We start from the raw sequence: 18,019 nt of genomic DNA, 5'->3' as shown, positions 1-18,019 counted from the left end.
ATATAACCACATATTGAGTTAGTTTACTTGTGTGACAAAGGCTATTTACCAATACAAAAAGATGAAAATATTTTACCTAATAAATCATCTGAACTAAATTCACCTGTGATTTCATTCAAGTACTGTTGTGCTATGCGTAGCTCTTCAGCAAGTAATTCCCCGGCCATATTATCTTCAAGTTGTGATTTACCCAGTTTAATATGCTCATCAGCTTGTTGTAATGCGATAATATGACGTTGTCGTGCTATGACTTGGTCTTCTCCTGCCTGCTCAAAGCCCATACATTGTTTTAAATGGTCTCGAAGCTCATTTATACCTTGTTGTTGCTTAGCAGAAATGCGTAATACCGGGCAAGCAGCACTTGATGATAGACCGATCTTTTCACCGCTTTCATCACACTTATTACGAATAACGGTGATGTTTGGATTAGCCGGTAGGCGAGCATAAAATTCTGGCCAGATAGCACTGGGTTGGTCCGCTTTTTCTTCGTTGCTATCTACCATAAAGAGAATACGGTCAGCTTTTTCAATTTCAGTCCAAGCTCGTTCTATACCAATTTTTTCGACTTCGTCGGTGCTTTCGCGCAGTCCAGCGGTGTCAATAATATGCAGTGGCATTCCATCAATATGAATATGTTCCTTTAATACATCACGAGTAGTGCCTGCAATATGGGTTACGATTGCAGACTCTTTGCCGGAAAGCGCATTGAGTAAACTTGACTTACCCGCATTGGGTCTACCGACAATGACCACAGACATGCCGTCGCGTATTAAGCTACCTTGTTTGGCTTGATGTTTAATGCTGTCGAGTTGCTTACAAATCTTAAGTAGATCACCTTGAATCTTGCCGTCTCCCAAAAAATCGATTTCTTCTTCGGGGAAGTCAATTGCTGCCTCAACATACATACGCAAATAAATAACTTGTTCAACCAAGGTATTAATTTGCTGAGAAAATTCACCTTGAAGTGAACGAAGCGCACTTTTAGCTGCTTGCTTTGAGGTCGCGTCAATAAGGTCGGCAATAGCTTCAGCTTGAGTTAAATCTAATTTATCGTTTAAGAAAGCTTGTTCACTAAATTCACCTGGTCGTGCTAAACGAATATCTGATATGGCAACACAAGCGTCGAGTAACAATTCCATTACAACTTGACCGCCATGGCCTTGTAGCTCTAACACATCTTCACCTGTAAAAGAGTGTGGAGCCTTAAAATATAAAGCGATGCCTTGATCAATGACATTATTATGTTGGTCTTTAAATGGTAAATAGCTGGCCTGGCGCAGTGGAGGGCATTGACCCAATATACGCAGCGCAACGTCCTGTGCTTTAGGACCAGACACTCGAACAATACCAACACCACCACGTCCAGGTGCGGTCGCTTGTGCAACAATGGTTTCTTTATTCAATGACATGTTTAATCAATAGCCTGTTTTCACTACTAACGGTTAACTAATTACTTAGTCCCGGAAGTTATTAAATTGCAATGGTTGACCTAAGTCTTCCTGTTTTAACAGTGTCATGACGTCTTGTAGATCGTCACGCTTTTTGCCGGTAACACGAAGTTGTTCGCCCTGAATAGCGGCTTGCACTTTTAGTTTTTTATCTTTAATTAGTTTAACTATCTTCTTTGCTAATGGTTGGTCAATACCTTGTTTAAATCCAATAGTTTGGCGATGAGTCCTACCGGTATGGCTGCTATCATTACGGTCCATAGACGATGTTTTGATGCCACGTTTTACTAACGCATTACGAAGTATATCCATCATTTGCTTAAGTTGAAAATCATCTTGAGCACTCATAATGACGGTTGAATCTTTGAATTCAAATGAAGCTTCAACGTTTCTGAAATCAAAGCGAGTGGTTAATTCGCGGCTTGCATTTTCAGTCGCATTCTTAACTTCTTCTTCGTTCAATTCAGAAACAATATCAAATGTAGGCATGGGTTTTCTCTCTAAAGTTATTTTGCGTAGCGCGTGTGTCAGTTATGTTAGTGGCATTAGTGTAGCTTGTAACCACTGCGGTGTTTAGTCATTCTGAAATGTCGTAGACAAAAAAACCCGCAATTTGCAGGCTTTTTTAAAAAGATAATGAAAACTGTATATCAGTTTTACTACTTTACGTCTGTTTGCCCCTTACTACTAATGCCTCTTTTTTCCATTGATGCATAGATAATTTTAGCCTGAACAAGAGTAATAACATTACTTATTAACCAGTACAAGACCAATCCAGCAGGGAAGAAGAAGAAGAAAATACTCATTGCAACAGGCATATATGTCATGATCTTTTGCTGTAACGGATCAGTGATGGTCATCGGCTGTAAACGTTGCAACAAGAACATGCTTGCGCCAGTTAAAATGGGTAATACGTAATATGGGTCGGCAACTGATAGGTCAGTTATCCAGAATATGAAGTCGGCATGGCGCAATTCCACACTTTCGAGCAATACCCAGTATAAGGCTAAAAATATAGGCATTTGTAGAAGTAGGGGGAAACAACCGCCCATAGGGTTTACTTTCTCTTTCTTATACATTTCCATCATGGCTTGAGACAGCTTTTGGCGATCATCTCCAAAACGTTCTTTTAACTGCGCCATTTTAGGTTGCAAGTTACGCATTTTAGCCATTGATTCGTATTGCTTTTTGGTTAACCAGTACATGGCGCCCTTAACAACAATAGTGACACAAATAATAGCTAAGCCCCAATTGATCACGATACTCTGTATCCACATTAGTAGTGAGAATAGAGGTTGCGAAATCATAAATAAGAATCCGTAATCTACGGTGAGGTCCAGTCCGGGAGCAATAGCGGCTAAAACGCTCTGAGTTTTAGGTCCCATATACAGTTGGCTGGAAATTGTATCTTCACCGTTAACTGCAATGGTTACTGGTTGTCCCGTATATCCGATAATCGCAAAATTATTATCAACAATTCTACTGGTAATAGTATTGCTTTGTTCTTGTGGTGGTACCCACGCAGTGACAAAATAGTGCTCAATCATACCGGTCCATCCGCCAATGGTAACAACATTTAGCTTATCGTCTTGAAAATCACCAAAAGCAAATTTGTCATATTTGTCGTCTTTTGTAGAGTAAGCACCACCGCGATAAATTGGCATAAACATGCTGCCACCAGGTTGATCTAAGGTGGTTTGTTTGAGCTGTGCGAATTGCGCCATTATGGCAGGAGCATTGGTATTGTTTTTAATGTCATACTTTACCTCAACAACGTGGTGATCGCGCTTGAACACAAATGTCTTAGTAACACTAAGTCCCTCTGCGTTTGACCAGGTTAATGGCACGCTTAAGGTATCACCTTCCAATAGAAAATCGGTCCTTGAGGTGCTATATAAAGGACGACCTTTTGGATTGGCATCGGGACCGGACTTACCAACTAAGCCACTTTGTGCAATATGCAATCGTTCGATATCGGGCTTGAGTAATTGATAGGAATCATTGCCGCCTTGAGTTATTGGATATTTAACTAAGTCAGCACGCACTACGTCACCACCGACTAAATCAATGGTTAAGTCGAGTGTGTCAGTCTTAACCGTAATGTAACGGTCGCGGTTAGTTTCCAAAGCGCTAATTGCTGGCACGATGGAATCACTCACCGGGATGTCGTTTGCGATGTTATTGCCAATGGTTGGCAACGACGAGGTCGTCGGTATTTCGCCATTGGCTGATGAAACGCTCGGTACGCCTTGATTCGCACTTGTTTGTTGAACAGGGGGTGTTATTGGCTGCGGGCCATAGGCGTCCCTATACTCAACCCATAACAGATAGCTGACTAACAATAAGCCAATAACTAAGAGACTTCTTTGGGATTCCATATTTTTCTCATTTTAAAGTTTATTTTTAGGTGTTGCTATTGACGTTGGTTCCGCTTTGTCAGTGCGTTCTGAATGCGCTTCGTCATTGTCATTAGTGCCAGGTACGTAATCGAACCCACCCGGATGCATTGGGTTACATTTCATTATTCTTTTTACAGATAGCCAAGTTCCCTTTACTAATCCGTGTTTTTCTAATGCTTGATGCGCGTAACAAGAACAGGTCGGATGAAAACGACAATTTTGCCCTAGCATAGGAGATATAAGAACTTGGTAAACTTTTATCAATAATCTAAATGGCAGTGTTAGTGCAGAAAGAGGCCTTGAGGCTTCTGGGTCTGGTTTTATTTTGCCGGTTGATTGCATCGAAGAGTCATCTTTAGCCATAATTTCTCTAATTGAATAACTAGTGCTTGGTTCTCCATTTGACCAATACCTTGTTTCGCTATAACGATAATATCAACATTTGGTAGCTGATGTCTTTGTAATCGGAAGCTTTCTCGAATAATTCTTTTTATTTTGTTTCGATCAGTCGCTTTTTTAACTTTTTTCTTAGGCACAGTAATTCCTAAACGAGGTGTTTGGAGCTCATTGCGTCGGGCTAAGATAGTGATATGATTAGAAACGGCGGGAATAGCTTGATCAAATACAAAGGAGAAGTTTTTGGGAGTCAACAAACGTGACTCCCTGGGAAATGAGTGATGTATCGGTTTAATATGTTTTACTCACACATTAAGCAGATAATTTCGCTCTTCCTTTTGCTCTTCGATTTGCAAGAATTTTGCGACCATTTTTAGTGGCCATGCGAGCACGAAAACCGTGTGAGCGTTTGCGCTTTAAGTTACTTGGTTGAAAAGTTCTTTTCATGACCTAATCTCTACTTGTTTCAATTTAGCGTTGAAGCATTAGTTTCAACTTTTATGAAACCTTGCTTGGAAATGGACGCAGAATGATAGAGATCATTAGAGACATTGTCAACGTTTATCAGTGTGTAAAGGGGGGCTTATTTAAATTGTGTATAAATATGAAGCATTGATGTTTTTTATCCACATTTTTTTTAATGGGCAAGTAATATATATGTTGGAATGGTGAAATTATTGCTAAATAGACAGTCGCTGATACAATTAATCGAACAAATACAGGAGGTTATCCCCAGGTAAAGTTGTTATATAACAGTAATTTAGCAATATAAGGTAGGCTAGAGGTTATTGAGCTAAAAGAATTCCCAATTATCTGTGGATAAATCGATGAAAATCCCCTATTCTTACTGCCCTTTTTTAAAAGGCTAGCTAAGAAAGTAGGCTTTCAGTAGTGAAGGTTTGTAGTTAGTTTGAGTCTGGAGATAGTCAGTTGAGTATAAGTTGGGAGCATTGCCTCGAGTTACTAAAGGAAGAACTTCCTTCTGAACAATTTAACATGTGGTTAAAGCCGCTTCGGTCTGAATTCAACGGTGAGTCTCTCCATCTATTTGCAACCAATCATTTTATTCTCGATTGGGTTAGGGACAAATATCATGGCATGATCACTGAAAGCCTTCGAACATTATATGGTCAGGATGCGCCGAATTTAATAATAACAGTACGCAGTATTGCGCAACAAAGTGCGATGGCAACTCGGCAAGAAAATTCGGTCAATCCAAATTCTACCGGTTCACACAACCGTTCGGGCGAGCAAGTAGTATCTGGTGATAGTAATCGAGCATACAATAACAATCAAAGGAATGCGCCCGACAATCGACGGGATGAGGCACATGGCGGTAGCAATGAAAATAATAATAGCCGAACACATTCCGCTCACAATAATGCTGCTGTAGATAACATTCAAGACGATATGGATAATCGTCATTTGCGAAATAACCATTCAAATAATGGGCATTCTCAAGGCAGTGATGTTTATAAAGAGGGAACTAATTTTGACCGCAGGAAAGTTAGTGTCGGAAAGAACAACGTCGGTTCACATGATATTTCAGCGCAATATAACCAATCTGAACACAATGGTAATGCATTAGGGGCGACAGAAAATAGCAATCAGAATCCTTTTTTGAATAAACAAAAAGAGGTGCCTCAATCTTCAAATGCGAGCGCAGGAGTAGATATTAATTTAGGCAATCACGGTCAGAGTAAGCAGGGATATTCACAGGCAAATAAAGTGGGTGAATATTCACAGGCAAATAGATTTAGTCAATATTCAGTACAAAATAGCAAAGTAGGAATGAATCAAAAGGCGGACCGTGGTAATGCAACGGCGGGTTCCGCGAATGTACATAAGAGTAATGTGAACCCTGAATATACTTTTGAAAATTTTGTAGAAGGTAAATCTAATCAGTACGCACGCGCGGCAGCAATTCAAGTAGCCAATAATCCAGGTAAGTCATACAACCCGCTGTTCCTATACGGTGGCACTGGCTTAGGTAAAACACATTTAACTCACGCTGTTGGCAATGGCATATTAGCTAATAAGCCAGATGCTAAAATCGTGTATATGCATTCTGAGCGGTTTGTTCAAGACATGGTGAAGGCCTTACAAAATAACGCGATCGAAGAATTTAAACGGTTTTATCGATCAGTAGACGCATTACTAATAGATGACATTCAATTCTTTGCAAATAAAGACCGGTCGCAAGAAGAGTTTTTTCATACTTTTAATGCATTGTTAGAGGGTAATCAACAAATCATACTGACGTCAGACCGTTATCCAAAAGAAATTGATGGCGTAGAGGACAGGCTTAAGTCCCGGTTTGGCTGGGGTTTAACCGTGATTATTGAACCACCAGAATTGGAAACACGCGTAGCAATTTTGATGCGTAAGGCTCACGAGTGTAATGTTCGTTTGCCAAATGAAGTGGCCTTTTTTATGGCTAAACGATTACGGTCTAATGTTCGAGAATTAGAAGGAGCACTAAATCGTGTGGTAGCTAACGCAAATTTCTCGGGCAGACCTATTACAATAGATTTTGTTCGCGATGCATTGCGGGATTTACTTGCCTTACAGGACAAGTTAGTTACTATTGAGAACATACAAAAAACGGTGGCGGATTATTATAAAATCAAGGTCGCTGATATATTGTCGAAAAGACGAAGTAGAAGTGTTGCTCGTCCTAGACAAGTTGCCATGGCATTGGCTAAGGAGCTAACGAACCATAGCTTACCGGAAATTGGAAATGCCTTTGGTGGCAGGGATCATACTACGGTGATACATGCTGTAAGAAAAGTTGTGCAACTTCGTAATGAAAGTCATGATATAAAAGAAGACTATAAAAATTTAATAAGAACGCTTTCTTCATAATAATTTTAACGAGAAGACATAAATGAAATTTACCATTAGCCGTGAAGGTTTATTACAGCCTCTTCAACTTGTTTCTGGCGCAGTTGAACGACGTCATACATTACCCATATTATCCAACGTTTTAATTAAGGTTAGTGAGGGGACACTGTGGTTAACAGGTACCGATTTAGAAGTCGAACTTATTTCAAGCGTGAAGCTTTCTGGTAGTTTTACCGATGGTGAGATCACGGTACCGGCTAAAAAGTTAGTTGATATTATTCGTGGTATCAATGGTGAAAGCAACATCATTTTTGAAGTTGAAGAAAGTAAGGCAATCATAAAGTCTGGTAGAGGTAAGTATACCTTATCGACACTGTCTGCTAGTGATTATCCTAACCTTGACGATTGGGAAGGTGAAGTAGAGTTTGAAGTGAAACAATCAGATTTGAAAGGATTGATCGAGAAAACGCATTTTTCAATGGCCCAGCAAGATGTTCGCTATTATCTAAATGGTATGAGTTTGGAAACAGAGGAACACGTCATTCGTACGGTGGCCACCGATGGCCATCGGCTAGCTTTGGCAACGCTCGATTATGACGTTGCGACTTTACCGGCACGTCAAGTAATTATTCCTAGAAAAGGTGTGTTGGAAATCATTCGTTTAATTGATTACAACGATACGTTGATTAAAGTACAAATTGGTAGCAATCACATTCGAATATTTTCAACAGATTTTATTTTTACAAGTAAGTTAGTTGATGGTCGTTTTCCTGATTACAGAAGAGTGCTTCCAAAAGGGTCTGACAAAGCGGTTTGGTCGTCAAGAGAGTTATTGAAAGCGGCTTTTTCGAGAGCAATGATTCTGTCAAATGAGAAATTCAAAGGTGTTCGTTTAAATTTGGCAAGTGGCGAATTAAAGATAACGGCGAACAACCCTGAGCAGGAACAAGCAGAAGAAGTAGTTGATGTAAACTATGAGGGCGAGGATTTAGAGATCGGTTTCAATGTTGCTTATCTAATTGATGTATTAAACGTGTTGAATTCGGAAAACGTTATTTTTAATTTATCAGATGCTAACGCGAGTGCTTTGATCCATGCGGAAGGTGACGAGTCAGCATTGTATGTCATCATGCCGATGCGGCTATAATTACCGTCAAGGGCGACTCATAGCCTTTATGCATTTATCTTTAGTGCAGCTCGCTCAGTTTAGAAATTTTGAGCAGGTTGCGTTCTCCCCCGGTAAGTCTCTTAATATCATTCATGGTGCCAACGGTGCTGGGAAGTCTTCAATCTTGGAAGCAATTCATCTATTGGGGTTTGGTCGTTCGTTCAGAACAAATAGGCAAAACTCCGTCGTTCAACACAATACTGATACGGCAACGGTGTTTAGCCGTTTAGTCGACGAAGAGGGTATTGAACAACGAATTGGGTGCACAAGACATAAGTCCGACGGATTTGAATTTAGCATTAACGGAGAGCGAACCAAAAAGCTATCAGATGTTGTTCGTAAAATTCCCATGCAAATTTTTACTCCACAAAGCAGCGATCTCATCATTGGGCAACCGATGCTGAGAAGACGTTTTGTAGATTGGGCGTTGTTTCACGTGAAACATAAATACGCGGATTTAATGTCTGCGTATACAAAAACGCTAAGCCAACGAAACGCGCTATTGAGAAATTATGTAAATACGGGAAGAGCGATAGACAGCCAACAGTTCGATTATTGGAGTGATTCACTGTGCAGGTATGGCAAATTAATTTCGGACGCTAGAAAGAGCTATTTGGAGTCAATAAATGCTGAAGTTGTTGCACTTTATAGTCAATTTATACCTGAGTTCAAGATAGAACTAAGGTATAATACCGGTTGGGATAAAGGCATGGCACTAGAGGAATCTCTTAAGCTCAAGCAGTCACGTGATTTGCAATATGGATATACAACGGTTGGGCCACACAAAGGCGACATCAAATTTACGGTAAATGGGTTAAGCGCGTCCGAGAACTTGTCGCGTGGTCAACTCAGAATATTAGTATCTATATTGCAAATTGCACAAATGAAAATGTTTTCTGCTTTGAGTGACAAATCAACGATCTATTTAGTTGACGATATTGCTGCGGAGTTAGATTTGAAAACAAGGGAGCATTTTTTGGATTTGATTCTTGAAACAAACACACAGGTGTTTGTAACAGCGATTGAGACCTCACAATTTGAATTCACAAATAAATATAATGATAAAAAAGTGTTTCACGTGGAACATAACCAAGTGAACGAGGAGTAAAAAATGTCAGAACAGAATTACGATTCTTCCAGTATTAAGGTTCTAAAGGGATTAGACGCCGTACGTAAACGTCCAGGTATGTATATTGGTGATACTGATGACGGAACTGGTTTACACCACATGGTTTTCGAAGTTGTTGATAACTCAATTGATGAAGCGTTGGCTGGGCATTGTAAAGATATCGTAATTAAAATTCATTCTGACAACTCTGTCTCAGTAAGCGATGATGGTCGCGGTATACCAACAGAAATTCACGAAGAAGAAGGAGTTTCTGCAGCTGAAGTTATTATGACTGTATTACACGCTGGCGGAAAGTTCGATGATAACTCTTATAAGGTATCAGGTGGATTGCATGGCGTAGGCGTATCGGTGGTCAATGCGCTTTCAAAAAAGCTGACTTTGAGTATTCGCCGTAGAGGCGAAATTTTTGAACAAGAATATAATATGGGAGTGCCTTGTGCTCCTTTAACTGCTACTGGTAAAACGGATAAATCCGGCACCACTATTCGTTTTTGGCCAAGTGAAGAAACATTTACTAATATTGAATTTCATTACGATATATTAGCAAAACGAATTCGCGAACTTTCTTTTTTAAACTCAGGTGTTTCTATAATTCTTGAAGATGAAAGAGATGGCCGTAGAGATCACTTCCAGTACGCTGGAGGTATTAAGGCGTTCGTTGAATATCTAAATACAAATAAAACAGTAGTTCATCAAAAAGCGTTCTATTTTGATCTTCACCGCGAAGACGGTATTTCAGTAGAAGTTGCTATGCAGTGGAACGATGGTTTCCAAGAGAACGTTTTTTGCTTTACTAATAATATTCCTCAAAGAGATGGCGGCACCCACTTAGCTGGCTTCCGTGGGGCGTTAACAAGAACATTAAATACCTTTATGGAAAAAGAGGGTATGAATAAAAAACACAAAACCAGTGCTAGTGGTGATGATGCTCGTGAAGGTCTCACGGCTGTTATTTCAGTAAAAGTTCCTGATCCTAAGTTTTCTTCACAAACTAAAGATAAGTTAGTTTCATCTGAAGTAAAAACTGCGGTTGAAAGCGCTATGGGAGAGAAGCTTGGTGATTACTTAATTGAAAATCCAAGTGAAGCACGGATCATTGTTGGGAAAATCATTGATGCAGCAAGGGCTCGCGAAGCTGCACGTAAAGCTCGAGATATGACCCGTCGTAAGGGCGCTTTGGATCTTGCGGGCTTGCCAGGAAAGCTAGCTGATTGTCAGGAAAAAGATCCTGCGTTATCCGAATTATATATAGTGGAGGGAGACTCTGCTGGTGGTTCTGCCAAGCAAGGTCGTAACCGTAAAAATCAAGCCATATTGCCATTGAAAGGAAAAATACTTAACGTCGAAAAAGCACGTTTTGACAAAATGTTGTCTTCTCAAGAAGTCGCTACGTTAATTACTGCTCTTGGTTGTGGTATTGGACGCGATGAATATAATCCTGAGAAATTGCGCTATCACAGTATTATCATAATGACCGATGCTGATGTCGATGGTTCGCACATCCGAACCCTTTTGTTAACGTTCTTCTTCCGTCAAATGCCTGAACTTATTGAACGTGGTTATATTTATATTGCACAACCACCGTTGTATAAAATCAAGAAAGGAAAGCAAGAACAGTATTTAAAAGATGACGAAGCATACAATAACATGATTACATCAATAGCCGTTGATGGCTCTAGTCTGTATTTCAGTCCAGATGCACCGCCGATTAAAGAAGTCAGTTTAGAGAACATGGTAAAGCTTTTTCAATCTACGCAAACTATGATAAGTAGAATGCAACGTAGAATGCCAAGTTCTATCTTGAAGCAACTGGTTTATTTAGAAGTAATGACGACAGAAAGCTTAGGTGACAAAGAAAAATTAAGTCGCATAGGACAGTCCTTAGTAGACCAACTTGGAACATCTGAAGATGATGGCCAAAGCTTTTCCTTCAACATTAATGCCACGGAAAATGGTTTGAATGAACTCGAAATCGTAATGAAGATGCATGGCATTGACTACAACTACTCGTTTACGCAAAGTTTCATTGAGGGTTCTGAATATAAGAAAATCAGAGCACTAAACGAGACTATTAACGGCTTAATGGAAGCAGGTTCTTACATTCAGCGCGGTGAAAAGACACACGCGGTATCTACTTTTGAAGAAGCATTGTTATGGTTAATCAAAGAAGCTGAGCGTGGTCAATATAAGCAGCGTTATAAAGGGCTAGGCGAAATGAACCCTGAGCAACTTTGGGAAACCACCATGGACCCTTCGCAGCGTCGTATGTTACAAGTGAAAATTGAAGATGCGATTTCGGCTGATCAGTTATTTACAACGTTAATGGGTGACCACGTGGAACCACGCCGAGACTTCATTCAGACCAATGCCTTGAATGTGGAGAACTTAGACGTATAGGAATAGTAAAATTAGAAAGGTGCTCCCATAAGTGAGCACCTTTTTTTATGTCAAAAAGAGGATAAACAAGAAACGGGCTGATAAGATACACCACCCTAATTGACAGGGCCAAAACTTAACTAAATCGCGTAAAATGCAACTCTCCAAACTCCCTTAGAATTAGTATGCGACTAACTCTATGTTTATTAATAGCTTACATTTTTTACAGTCAATCTCATTTTGGGCATGTAACGCCGCAAAGCCGGAGATGTTATAGGGAGCATTTTAAAGTGATAAATACTCAACGATTTACCTCAAAAAATACACTTAAAAATAGTCATAAAAGAAGTCTTGGACTTAATAAACTGTATTTAATCAATTGGTTAGCGCGCGGATGAAAGTGAAATACTACTCTGTTTTTAAATGCTCAATCGTAATGATGGTGATCATTAATGACGTTAACAACACTCTTCCCACGTCTTAGCCACTTCACACTACGGATAACAATTAGGGAAATTAACGCATCACCAATTGAGGCGAACTCGAACTCGCATTGTAAAATGACACTTGTAAAGCAGCAGTACCTGGCTTAATTATTTGCTTTAGTGATGGTAAGTTCGGGCTCGTTGTTATTTGATATATCAAATTCAAATGTAAATAAGCCAGTGTCTGCTGGAACAAATTGGATATTTTGACTGGTCTGTTCGCAAACTAATTCAACCGCGTCATATAATTCAACTCTACGCGGCGAATATTCAAAACCACAATTAAACTCGGGCGTCCAACTTGCATTAGCTACTTTAAAATCATAAGGCTGACCATCAGCAATCAATTCAATTGTAATAGTATAGAACTCGGGACTGATTCTGGTGAGCTTAAATTGATCGCTCGCTTCCCACCAGTTAAAAACACCACGCAAATACATATCTTGGTAGTTTTTATCTGCTTCAAAGCTGATCAAGTTTCTAGCGGACTGAGTTGAACAAGCACTCAGCACAACTAAACTAAATGCTACCACTAATAACTTAGTAAATTTATGCATAGCCACTTGTCCTTAAACTGCTAATACGGAAACGTCTGCTACGGATAAGAACAGTTGTCTGGCCTTGCTAACGAGGGCAACGCGATTTGATCTTACCAACTCGTCATCGGCCATAATCATGACCTCATCAAAAAAATTATTCAGTGGGATTTTCAACACGCTCAATGACGCTAAAACCTGGTCATACGACAAGTTCTCAATCAGTCGAGTAACATCACTCTGCGCGCTTTCCAAAGCGGTAAACAATGCTATCTCTGCGTCTTCGCTAAATAAGGCTGGGTCAATTGATGGTAACGCATCGATATCGACATCATTTTTGTTTAAAATATTGGCTACTCGTTTGTTTGCAGCCACTAGATCAATCGCGCTATCCATTTGCTTAAATGCCGTAACCGCCTTAATGCGCGCATCGAAATCGATTGCAGTTGTGGGCTGCTGTGTCATAACAGCACTAACGACATCTCCCGTAATGTCTTGGTCTTGATAGAAAGGTTTGAATCGGTCTAATAAGAATCTATGCACTTGAGTTGCTGCTTGTGCATTCGACAATTTATCAGCATAAATGTCAACAACGCTCTCGACCATATTTCTCAAGTTCAGTGGTAAGCTATTTTCAACTAGAATACGCAGTATACCAATTGCACAACGACGCAAAGCAAATGGGTCTTTGTCGCCTTTTGGCAGTTTACCGATACCAAAGATGCCAACCAACGTGTCGAGTTTCTCCGCTAATGCTAATATATACCCTGCTGTCGATGTTGGTAATTTATCGCCTGCAAAACGCGGCAGATACTGCTCTTCAATGGCTAATGCAACGGCTGCATGTTCGCCATCATGTAACGCATAATGATGGCCCATAATCCCTTGAACACTTGGAAACTCCATTACCATGTCGCTCAACAAATCCGCCTTGGCCAAGGCCGCAGCCCGAGTGACATGGGTCGCGTCTAGACCTAACTCTTTGGCAATACTTTGGCTTATTGCCACCAAACGAGTGGTTTTTTCTGCAACCGTGCCCAGTTCTTTTTGAAACAGAACCGACGCTAACTTAGTTGCTTTAGAGGCTAATGTCGTTTTTTTATCAGTTTCAAAGAAGAATTTAGCGTCGGACAGGCGAGGGCGAATGACTTTTTGATTCCCTTCAATCACTTGAATAGGGTCTTTACTTTCAATATTTGATACAAACAAAAACTGTGATGAAAGTTGGCCGTCTGCGTCCAATAACGGCACATACTTTTGATCGTCTTTCATAGTATAAATAAGTGCTTCTTTGGGAACATCGAGAAAATCAGCCTCAAACTTAGCGGACAAAACCACTGGCCATTCTACCAGAGACGAAATTTCCTCTAATAAAGCTCGATCATAATCAGGCATCAGTCCCAGTTCTTTTGCCTTAGCTTTAAGACCTGCCTCGATGGTATCTGTCCGCTGAGCGTAATCGGCAACCACATACTGAGATGTCAACGCGCTTGCATAATGGTCCGCATGCTCCAATGTGAATCGACGCTGACCATGAAAACGGTGACCCGATACTTGGTTTGCAGAGTTTAATCCAAATAATGAAACAGGCAGCACTTTGTTACCAAACAACACACATATAGTATGCACGGGGCGTATAAACTCGGCGGATGATGATCCCCAACGCATTGGCTTTGGGATCGGTAACCTGTTAACGGCTGTTTGCAAAATAACCTGCAATACTTCCTCTAAAGCCTTACCTTTGACCTCTGCAACATAAAATAGCCATTCGCCTTTATCAGTTTTAAGCCTTGATGCCTGAGCAACGTCAATGCCATTTCCTTTTGCCCAACCTTGCGCCGCTCTAGTTGGGTTTCCGTTGTCGTCAAAGGCAGAAATTACGGCAGGTCCGCGCTTTTCAACATGACTATCAGGCTGAGTTCCAGCGCAATTTTTAACAACTACGGCTAAGCGTCGAGGTGTCGCATACGATGCAATTGAATCAAATTCGAATCCACACTTACTGAGTTCATCGTGAATGTTTTGCTTAAAGCTGTCAGCCAGCTTCTTGAGAGACTTTGGCGGTAATTCTTCGGTACCTAGCTCAATTAATAAATTTTCTTTAATGAGAGTCATTGCTAGGCCTCCTTGTGATGTATATTAGCGTTGGTATGGTCACCCTGAGTATTTTTACAAAGCGGGAATCCAAGCGCTTCGCGTGTAGCATAATACATCTCAGCACATGCTTTTGATAAGGTACGAACACGTAAAATGTAGCGCTGCCTTTCTGTCACAGAAATAGCATGGCGGGCATCCAATAAGTTAAAAGCATGAGATGCTTTCATTACTTGCTCATATGCGGGTAATGGCAGATGTGCTTCAATTAATTTATTGCTGGCTTTTTCACATTCATCGAAGGTTCTAAAAAGAAAATCAACATCAGCATATTCAAAATTATACGCGGACTGTTCTTTTTCGTTCTGCAAAAATACATCTCCGTACGTGACTCTGCCCATAGGCCCGTCAGTCCAAACTAAATCATAAATGCTATCAACGCCTTGAATATACATAGCCAAACGTTCAAGACCATAGGTAATTTCGCCGGTAACCGGTTTACACTCAAGTCCGCCTACTTGTTGAAAATAGGTAAATTGCGTAACTTCCATACCGTTTAACCACACTTCCCAACCCAAACCCCATGCGCCTAAGGTCGGTGACTCCCAGTTGTCTTCAACGAAACGGATATCGTGCACCAGAAGGTCAAAGCCCAGCATTTCAAGCGAGCCTAAGTAGAGTTCTTGAATATTGTCAGGGGAGGGTTTTAACATTACCTGAAATTGATAATACTGTTGCAAGCGGTTCGGGTTTTCACCATAGCGGCCATCGGTAGGTCGACGACAAGGCTGAACATAAGCGCTGTTTATTGGCTCTGGACCAAGAGAACGAAGGAAGGTCATTGGATGGAATGTACCTGCGCCTACCTCCATATCAAGAGGTTGAATAATAACGCATCCTTGAGATGCCCAATAGTCTTGCAATGCAAGGATAAGACCTTGAAAGGTCTTGCTGTCATATTTCTGCATAAGTGCTAAATTCTTCTATGCCCAGTGTGTGAAATTCAAATATACGTTTGTGTAAATCATTTTAGGCAGCACTCATCATTTAGATGACAAATACAAACTGATGAACAACGGGGTCGCCAACGCCTAAAAATATAACTTAACTAACGCAAGAAATAAGCCGTAGAGTATACCGCCTAGTGGACTCAATTGGTAACCCTGCACCTCAGATATTCAATGTGTGCGCGTAAAAAAATGTTTTTTAACAAAATTGCTGTCTTGTGCAGCCTAACTTACTGGTTTTACGCTCGATAATTCTATGTTCGACAAGTTCTGTGCTAATGACTACCTATATTATCGGTAATAGAAAAAGGAAGTAAGAAATGAGTAATATTTTGACTACTGACAACCTGCAGGAAACGACGAGCTGTGCCTGGGAAACCTCCGACCCTCAATATGTTGCTTATCATAATAAACAATGGGGAAGACCTATTTTGGACAGCGGTGAGCTATTTGCAAAACTGTGTTTGGATGGTCAACAGGCTGGATTGAGTTGGTTAACCATATTACGAAAGCAGTCCAACTACGAACGAGCCTTCCACCAGTTTAACCCACAACAAATTATTAAAATGAACGAATGTGATGTCGCTAATCTACTGCAGAATAAAGGCATAGTGCGTAACAAGTTAAAAATAAAGTCGATAATTACCAATGCGCAAGCTTATATAGATATCGAAATGACAATGCCTTTTAATGCTTATTTATGGCAGTTTACCGATTTTCGAGTCATTAAAAATAATTGCAAAACAAAGACTGATGTTGCTACGACATCGATAGAATCTGAACTAATGGCCAAAACACTAAAACAAGCAGGTTTCAGCTTTGTGGGTAGCACCATTTGTTATGCATTTATGCAAGCGGTTGGAATGGTGAATGATCATTTAGTGGCTTGTCCCTGCTACGCAGAAATAGGCGCGGAACAAGCCAACGTCGAGGGCAAGTTATTGTTGTTGCAGCGCAGTGCAACTATGGCCTGATTGGTATTAGCAACTAAAACTTCTTAACCTAACAATTTCTTCCTGAATTCCACTTTCAGCTTCACTTTCAAACTGCTCTCGCTGTTTGTCTTGTTGACGTCTTTCTTGTTTACTCAAAGCACCGCGCTCTTCATGACTTGGGTAATCTTTAACTGTGTCAAATAAGGCGTGCAGCTTAGGAAACGATAGTGAGTAATCAGGAATGTTTTCTATAGGCAGCGCTTTTAGCAAACTGCATATTCTAATTGCTCCTTCCGAATAATTACACTGCTGCTGCTGCATAGCAAACGCAATCGTTTGGATGCTTTGCACCATCGAATCAACGCGTTTGTCTATCGCGCTTTGTTGGCGTGCTTTTTGTTGCTTTAGTAAAAAAAGCAATCTACCGGTATATATAATGAGACCGATAACCAATATCGCCCCCAAACCACTAAGTATTATTTGTGTCATTTCTCTGCTTAATCTTTGAAGTCGTCTATACTAATTGCGTCTAACCCAGCAAGAGGATCACCTTCGTCTTCATTTTCTTCTGCAGTGTCAATTCCTAGCATTTCACAAAGTACTAAGTGACGAGCCAAATTTGTGTTTACATAGTCTTGCTCTAACTTAGCTAAGCCCTTTTTTTCTCGCTTATCCAATAGCTTTTGTAATTTTTCATCAGCCTCAATAGCTTCCAATTCGTGCTTTGGCGTCCTATATGTAATCTTTTTCTCAACAGTCTGACTGCTAATTTTCTTGTGGCGTAATAAATCTACCGGAATTTTACTACCAAAGCGAGGGTCCTTTCTCTGGTTTTGTCTTGCGCTTTCAGCAGCTTCTATAACACTATTTCTAGTACCTGCTTTGTTTCCAGTTTTCTTTCGTGTGCGATCTGACGGTGTGCGTACAATCGGAATAGTGGATTTCGGCGTACCTATTTGCCCGCCTTTTCTAGTTTTCTTGCTAGCCATTTTTGCCTCTTCCTTGCGATGCCGTTACTCTCTTACAATAGCGTTTTAAAGCGTTTTTATCGAGACCGCATAGCGATTATGTTTCATTCATTGATGACATTATACATGAGCCGGGGGGGGTATTGATAAGGGTAATTGATAATTCTTTTTTTGTGCAAGGAATTTATTTAGAAATGCTCGGTCTATATATGTAGATTGTTGATTAGATGACAT

At 40.4% G+C, this 18,019-nt stretch carries 16 protein-coding genes and 1 pseudogene; 6 read left to right on the top strand and 11 right to left on the bottom strand.

Going from position 1 to position 18,019, the window contains the following annotated elements; genetic code table 11:
• Positions 1–41: 41 nt before the first annotated feature.
• From mnmE to rpmH, 6 genes are all read right to left on the bottom strand, one after another.
• Positions 42–1,409, bottom strand: a complete 1,368-nt coding sequence (gene mnmE / locus CXF81_RS11730) for a tRNA uridine-5-carboxymethylaminomethyl(34) synthesis GTPase MnmE (protein WP_101181545.1) — start codon at positions 1,407–1,409, stop codon at positions 42–44.
• 45 nt (positions 1,410–1,454) lie between these two features.
• Positions 1,455–1,937 (bottom strand): YajQ family cyclic di-GMP-binding protein, encoded by a 483-nt coding sequence (locus CXF81_RS11725; RefSeq protein WP_101181544.1) that lies wholly within the window; start codon positions 1,935–1,937, stop codon positions 1,455–1,457.
• A gap of 170 nt (positions 1,938–2,107) precedes the next feature.
• Entirely contained in the window at positions 2,108–3,826 is a 1,719-nt protein-coding gene (gene yidC, locus CXF81_RS11720) for a membrane protein insertase YidC (RefSeq protein WP_101181543.1), read from the bottom strand.
• Positions 3,827–3,838: 12 nt separating this feature from the next.
• Positions 3,839–4,111 (bottom strand): membrane protein insertion efficiency factor YidD, encoded by a 273-nt coding sequence (yidD, locus tag CXF81_RS11715; RefSeq protein WP_369828692.1) that lies wholly within the window; start codon positions 4,109–4,111, stop codon positions 3,839–3,841.
• Between the two features lie 56 nt (positions 4,112–4,167).
• Positions 4,168–4,500: a ribonuclease P protein component gene (rnpA, locus tag CXF81_RS11710; RefSeq protein WP_232771900.1), complete on the bottom strand. Its 333-nt coding sequence runs from the start codon at positions 4,498–4,500 to the stop codon at positions 4,168–4,170.
• A 55-nt stretch (positions 4,501–4,555) separates the two neighbouring features.
• Complete coding sequence (gene rpmH / locus CXF81_RS11705) at positions 4,556–4,690, bottom strand: 50S ribosomal protein L34 (protein WP_006007908.1); 135 nt, start codon at positions 4,688–4,690, stop codon at positions 4,556–4,558.
• 549 nt (positions 4,691–5,239) lie between these two features.
• Here rpmH and CXF81_RS20700 point away from each other — a divergent pair.
• From CXF81_RS20700 to gyrB, 5 genes and pseudogenes are all read left to right on the top strand, one after another.
• Positions 5,240–5,302, top strand: a pseudogene (locus CXF81_RS20700) (hypothetical protein); the annotation flags it as partial.
• A gap of 351 nt (positions 5,303–5,653) precedes the next feature.
• Positions 5,654–7,108: a chromosomal replication initiator protein DnaA gene (gene dnaA, locus CXF81_RS20325; protein WP_369828691.1), complete on the top strand. Its 1,455-nt coding sequence runs from the start codon at positions 5,654–5,656 to the stop codon at positions 7,106–7,108.
• A 22-nt stretch (positions 7,109–7,130) separates the two neighbouring features.
• On the top strand, positions 7,131–8,234 hold the full coding sequence (dnaN, locus tag CXF81_RS11695) for a DNA polymerase III subunit beta (protein WP_101181539.1): 1,104 nt from the start codon (positions 7,131–7,133) through the stop codon (positions 8,232–8,234).
• A gap of 28 nt (positions 8,235–8,262) precedes the next feature.
• Complete coding sequence (recF, locus tag CXF81_RS11690) at positions 8,263–9,363, top strand: DNA replication/repair protein RecF (protein WP_198556387.1); 1,101 nt, start codon at positions 8,263–8,265, stop codon at positions 9,361–9,363.
• A gap of 3 nt (positions 9,364–9,366) precedes the next feature.
• Positions 9,367–11,781 carry a DNA topoisomerase (ATP-hydrolyzing) subunit B gene (gene gyrB / locus CXF81_RS11685; protein ID WP_101181537.1) on the top strand — a complete coding sequence of 805 codons (2,415 nt, stop codon included), beginning with the start codon at positions 9,367–9,369 and terminating at the stop codon, positions 11,779–11,781.
• A 568-nt stretch (positions 11,782–12,349) separates the two neighbouring features.
• Here gyrB and CXF81_RS11680 read toward each other — a convergent pair.
• Genes CXF81_RS11680 through glyQ form a run of 3 tightly spaced genes read right to left on the bottom strand, consistent with a single transcriptional unit; the run spans position 12,350 to position 15,843 of the window.
• Positions 12,350–12,802: a hypothetical protein gene (locus CXF81_RS11680; RefSeq protein WP_101181536.1), complete on the bottom strand. Its 453-nt coding sequence runs from the start codon at positions 12,800–12,802 to the stop codon at positions 12,350–12,352.
• Positions 12,803–12,814: 12 nt separating this feature from the next.
• Positions 12,815–14,896 (bottom strand): glycine--tRNA ligase subunit beta, encoded by a 2,082-nt coding sequence (gene glyS, locus CXF81_RS11675; RefSeq protein WP_101181535.1) that lies wholly within the window; start codon positions 14,894–14,896, stop codon positions 12,815–12,817.
• Between the two features lie 2 nt (positions 14,897–14,898).
• Positions 14,899–15,843 (bottom strand): glycine--tRNA ligase subunit alpha, encoded by a 945-nt coding sequence (gene glyQ, locus CXF81_RS11670; protein WP_101181534.1) that lies wholly within the window; start codon positions 15,841–15,843, stop codon positions 14,899–14,901.
• 359 nt (positions 15,844–16,202) lie between these two features.
• Here glyQ and CXF81_RS11665 point away from each other — a divergent pair, with 359 nt between their 5' ends.
• On the top strand, positions 16,203–16,856 hold the full coding sequence (locus CXF81_RS11665) for a DNA-3-methyladenine glycosylase I (RefSeq protein WP_101181533.1): 654 nt from the start codon (positions 16,203–16,205) through the stop codon (positions 16,854–16,856).
• A gap of 6 nt (positions 16,857–16,862) precedes the next feature.
• Here CXF81_RS11665 and CXF81_RS11660 read toward each other — a convergent pair whose 3' ends face one another.
• Both CXF81_RS11660 and yihI read right to left on the bottom strand, forming a co-directional pair.
• Positions 16,863–17,306, bottom strand: coding sequence for a DUF2489 domain-containing protein (locus CXF81_RS11660; protein ID WP_101181532.1), 444 nt, complete (start codon positions 17,304–17,306; stop codon positions 16,863–16,865).
• Positions 17,307–17,314: 8 nt separating this feature from the next.
• Complete coding sequence (yihI, locus tag CXF81_RS11655) at positions 17,315–17,806, bottom strand: Der GTPase-activating protein YihI (RefSeq protein ID WP_101181531.1); 492 nt, start codon at positions 17,804–17,806, stop codon at positions 17,315–17,317.
• Positions 17,807–18,019: the final 213 nt, after the last annotated feature.

Origin of the sequence: Glaciecola sp. 33A, from assembly GCF_002836745.1 — a bacterium.
Taxonomy (GTDB): Bacteria; Pseudomonadota; Gammaproteobacteria; order Enterobacterales; family Alteromonadaceae; genus Glaciecola.
This window is presented reverse-complemented; position numbering and strand designations above follow the sequence as displayed.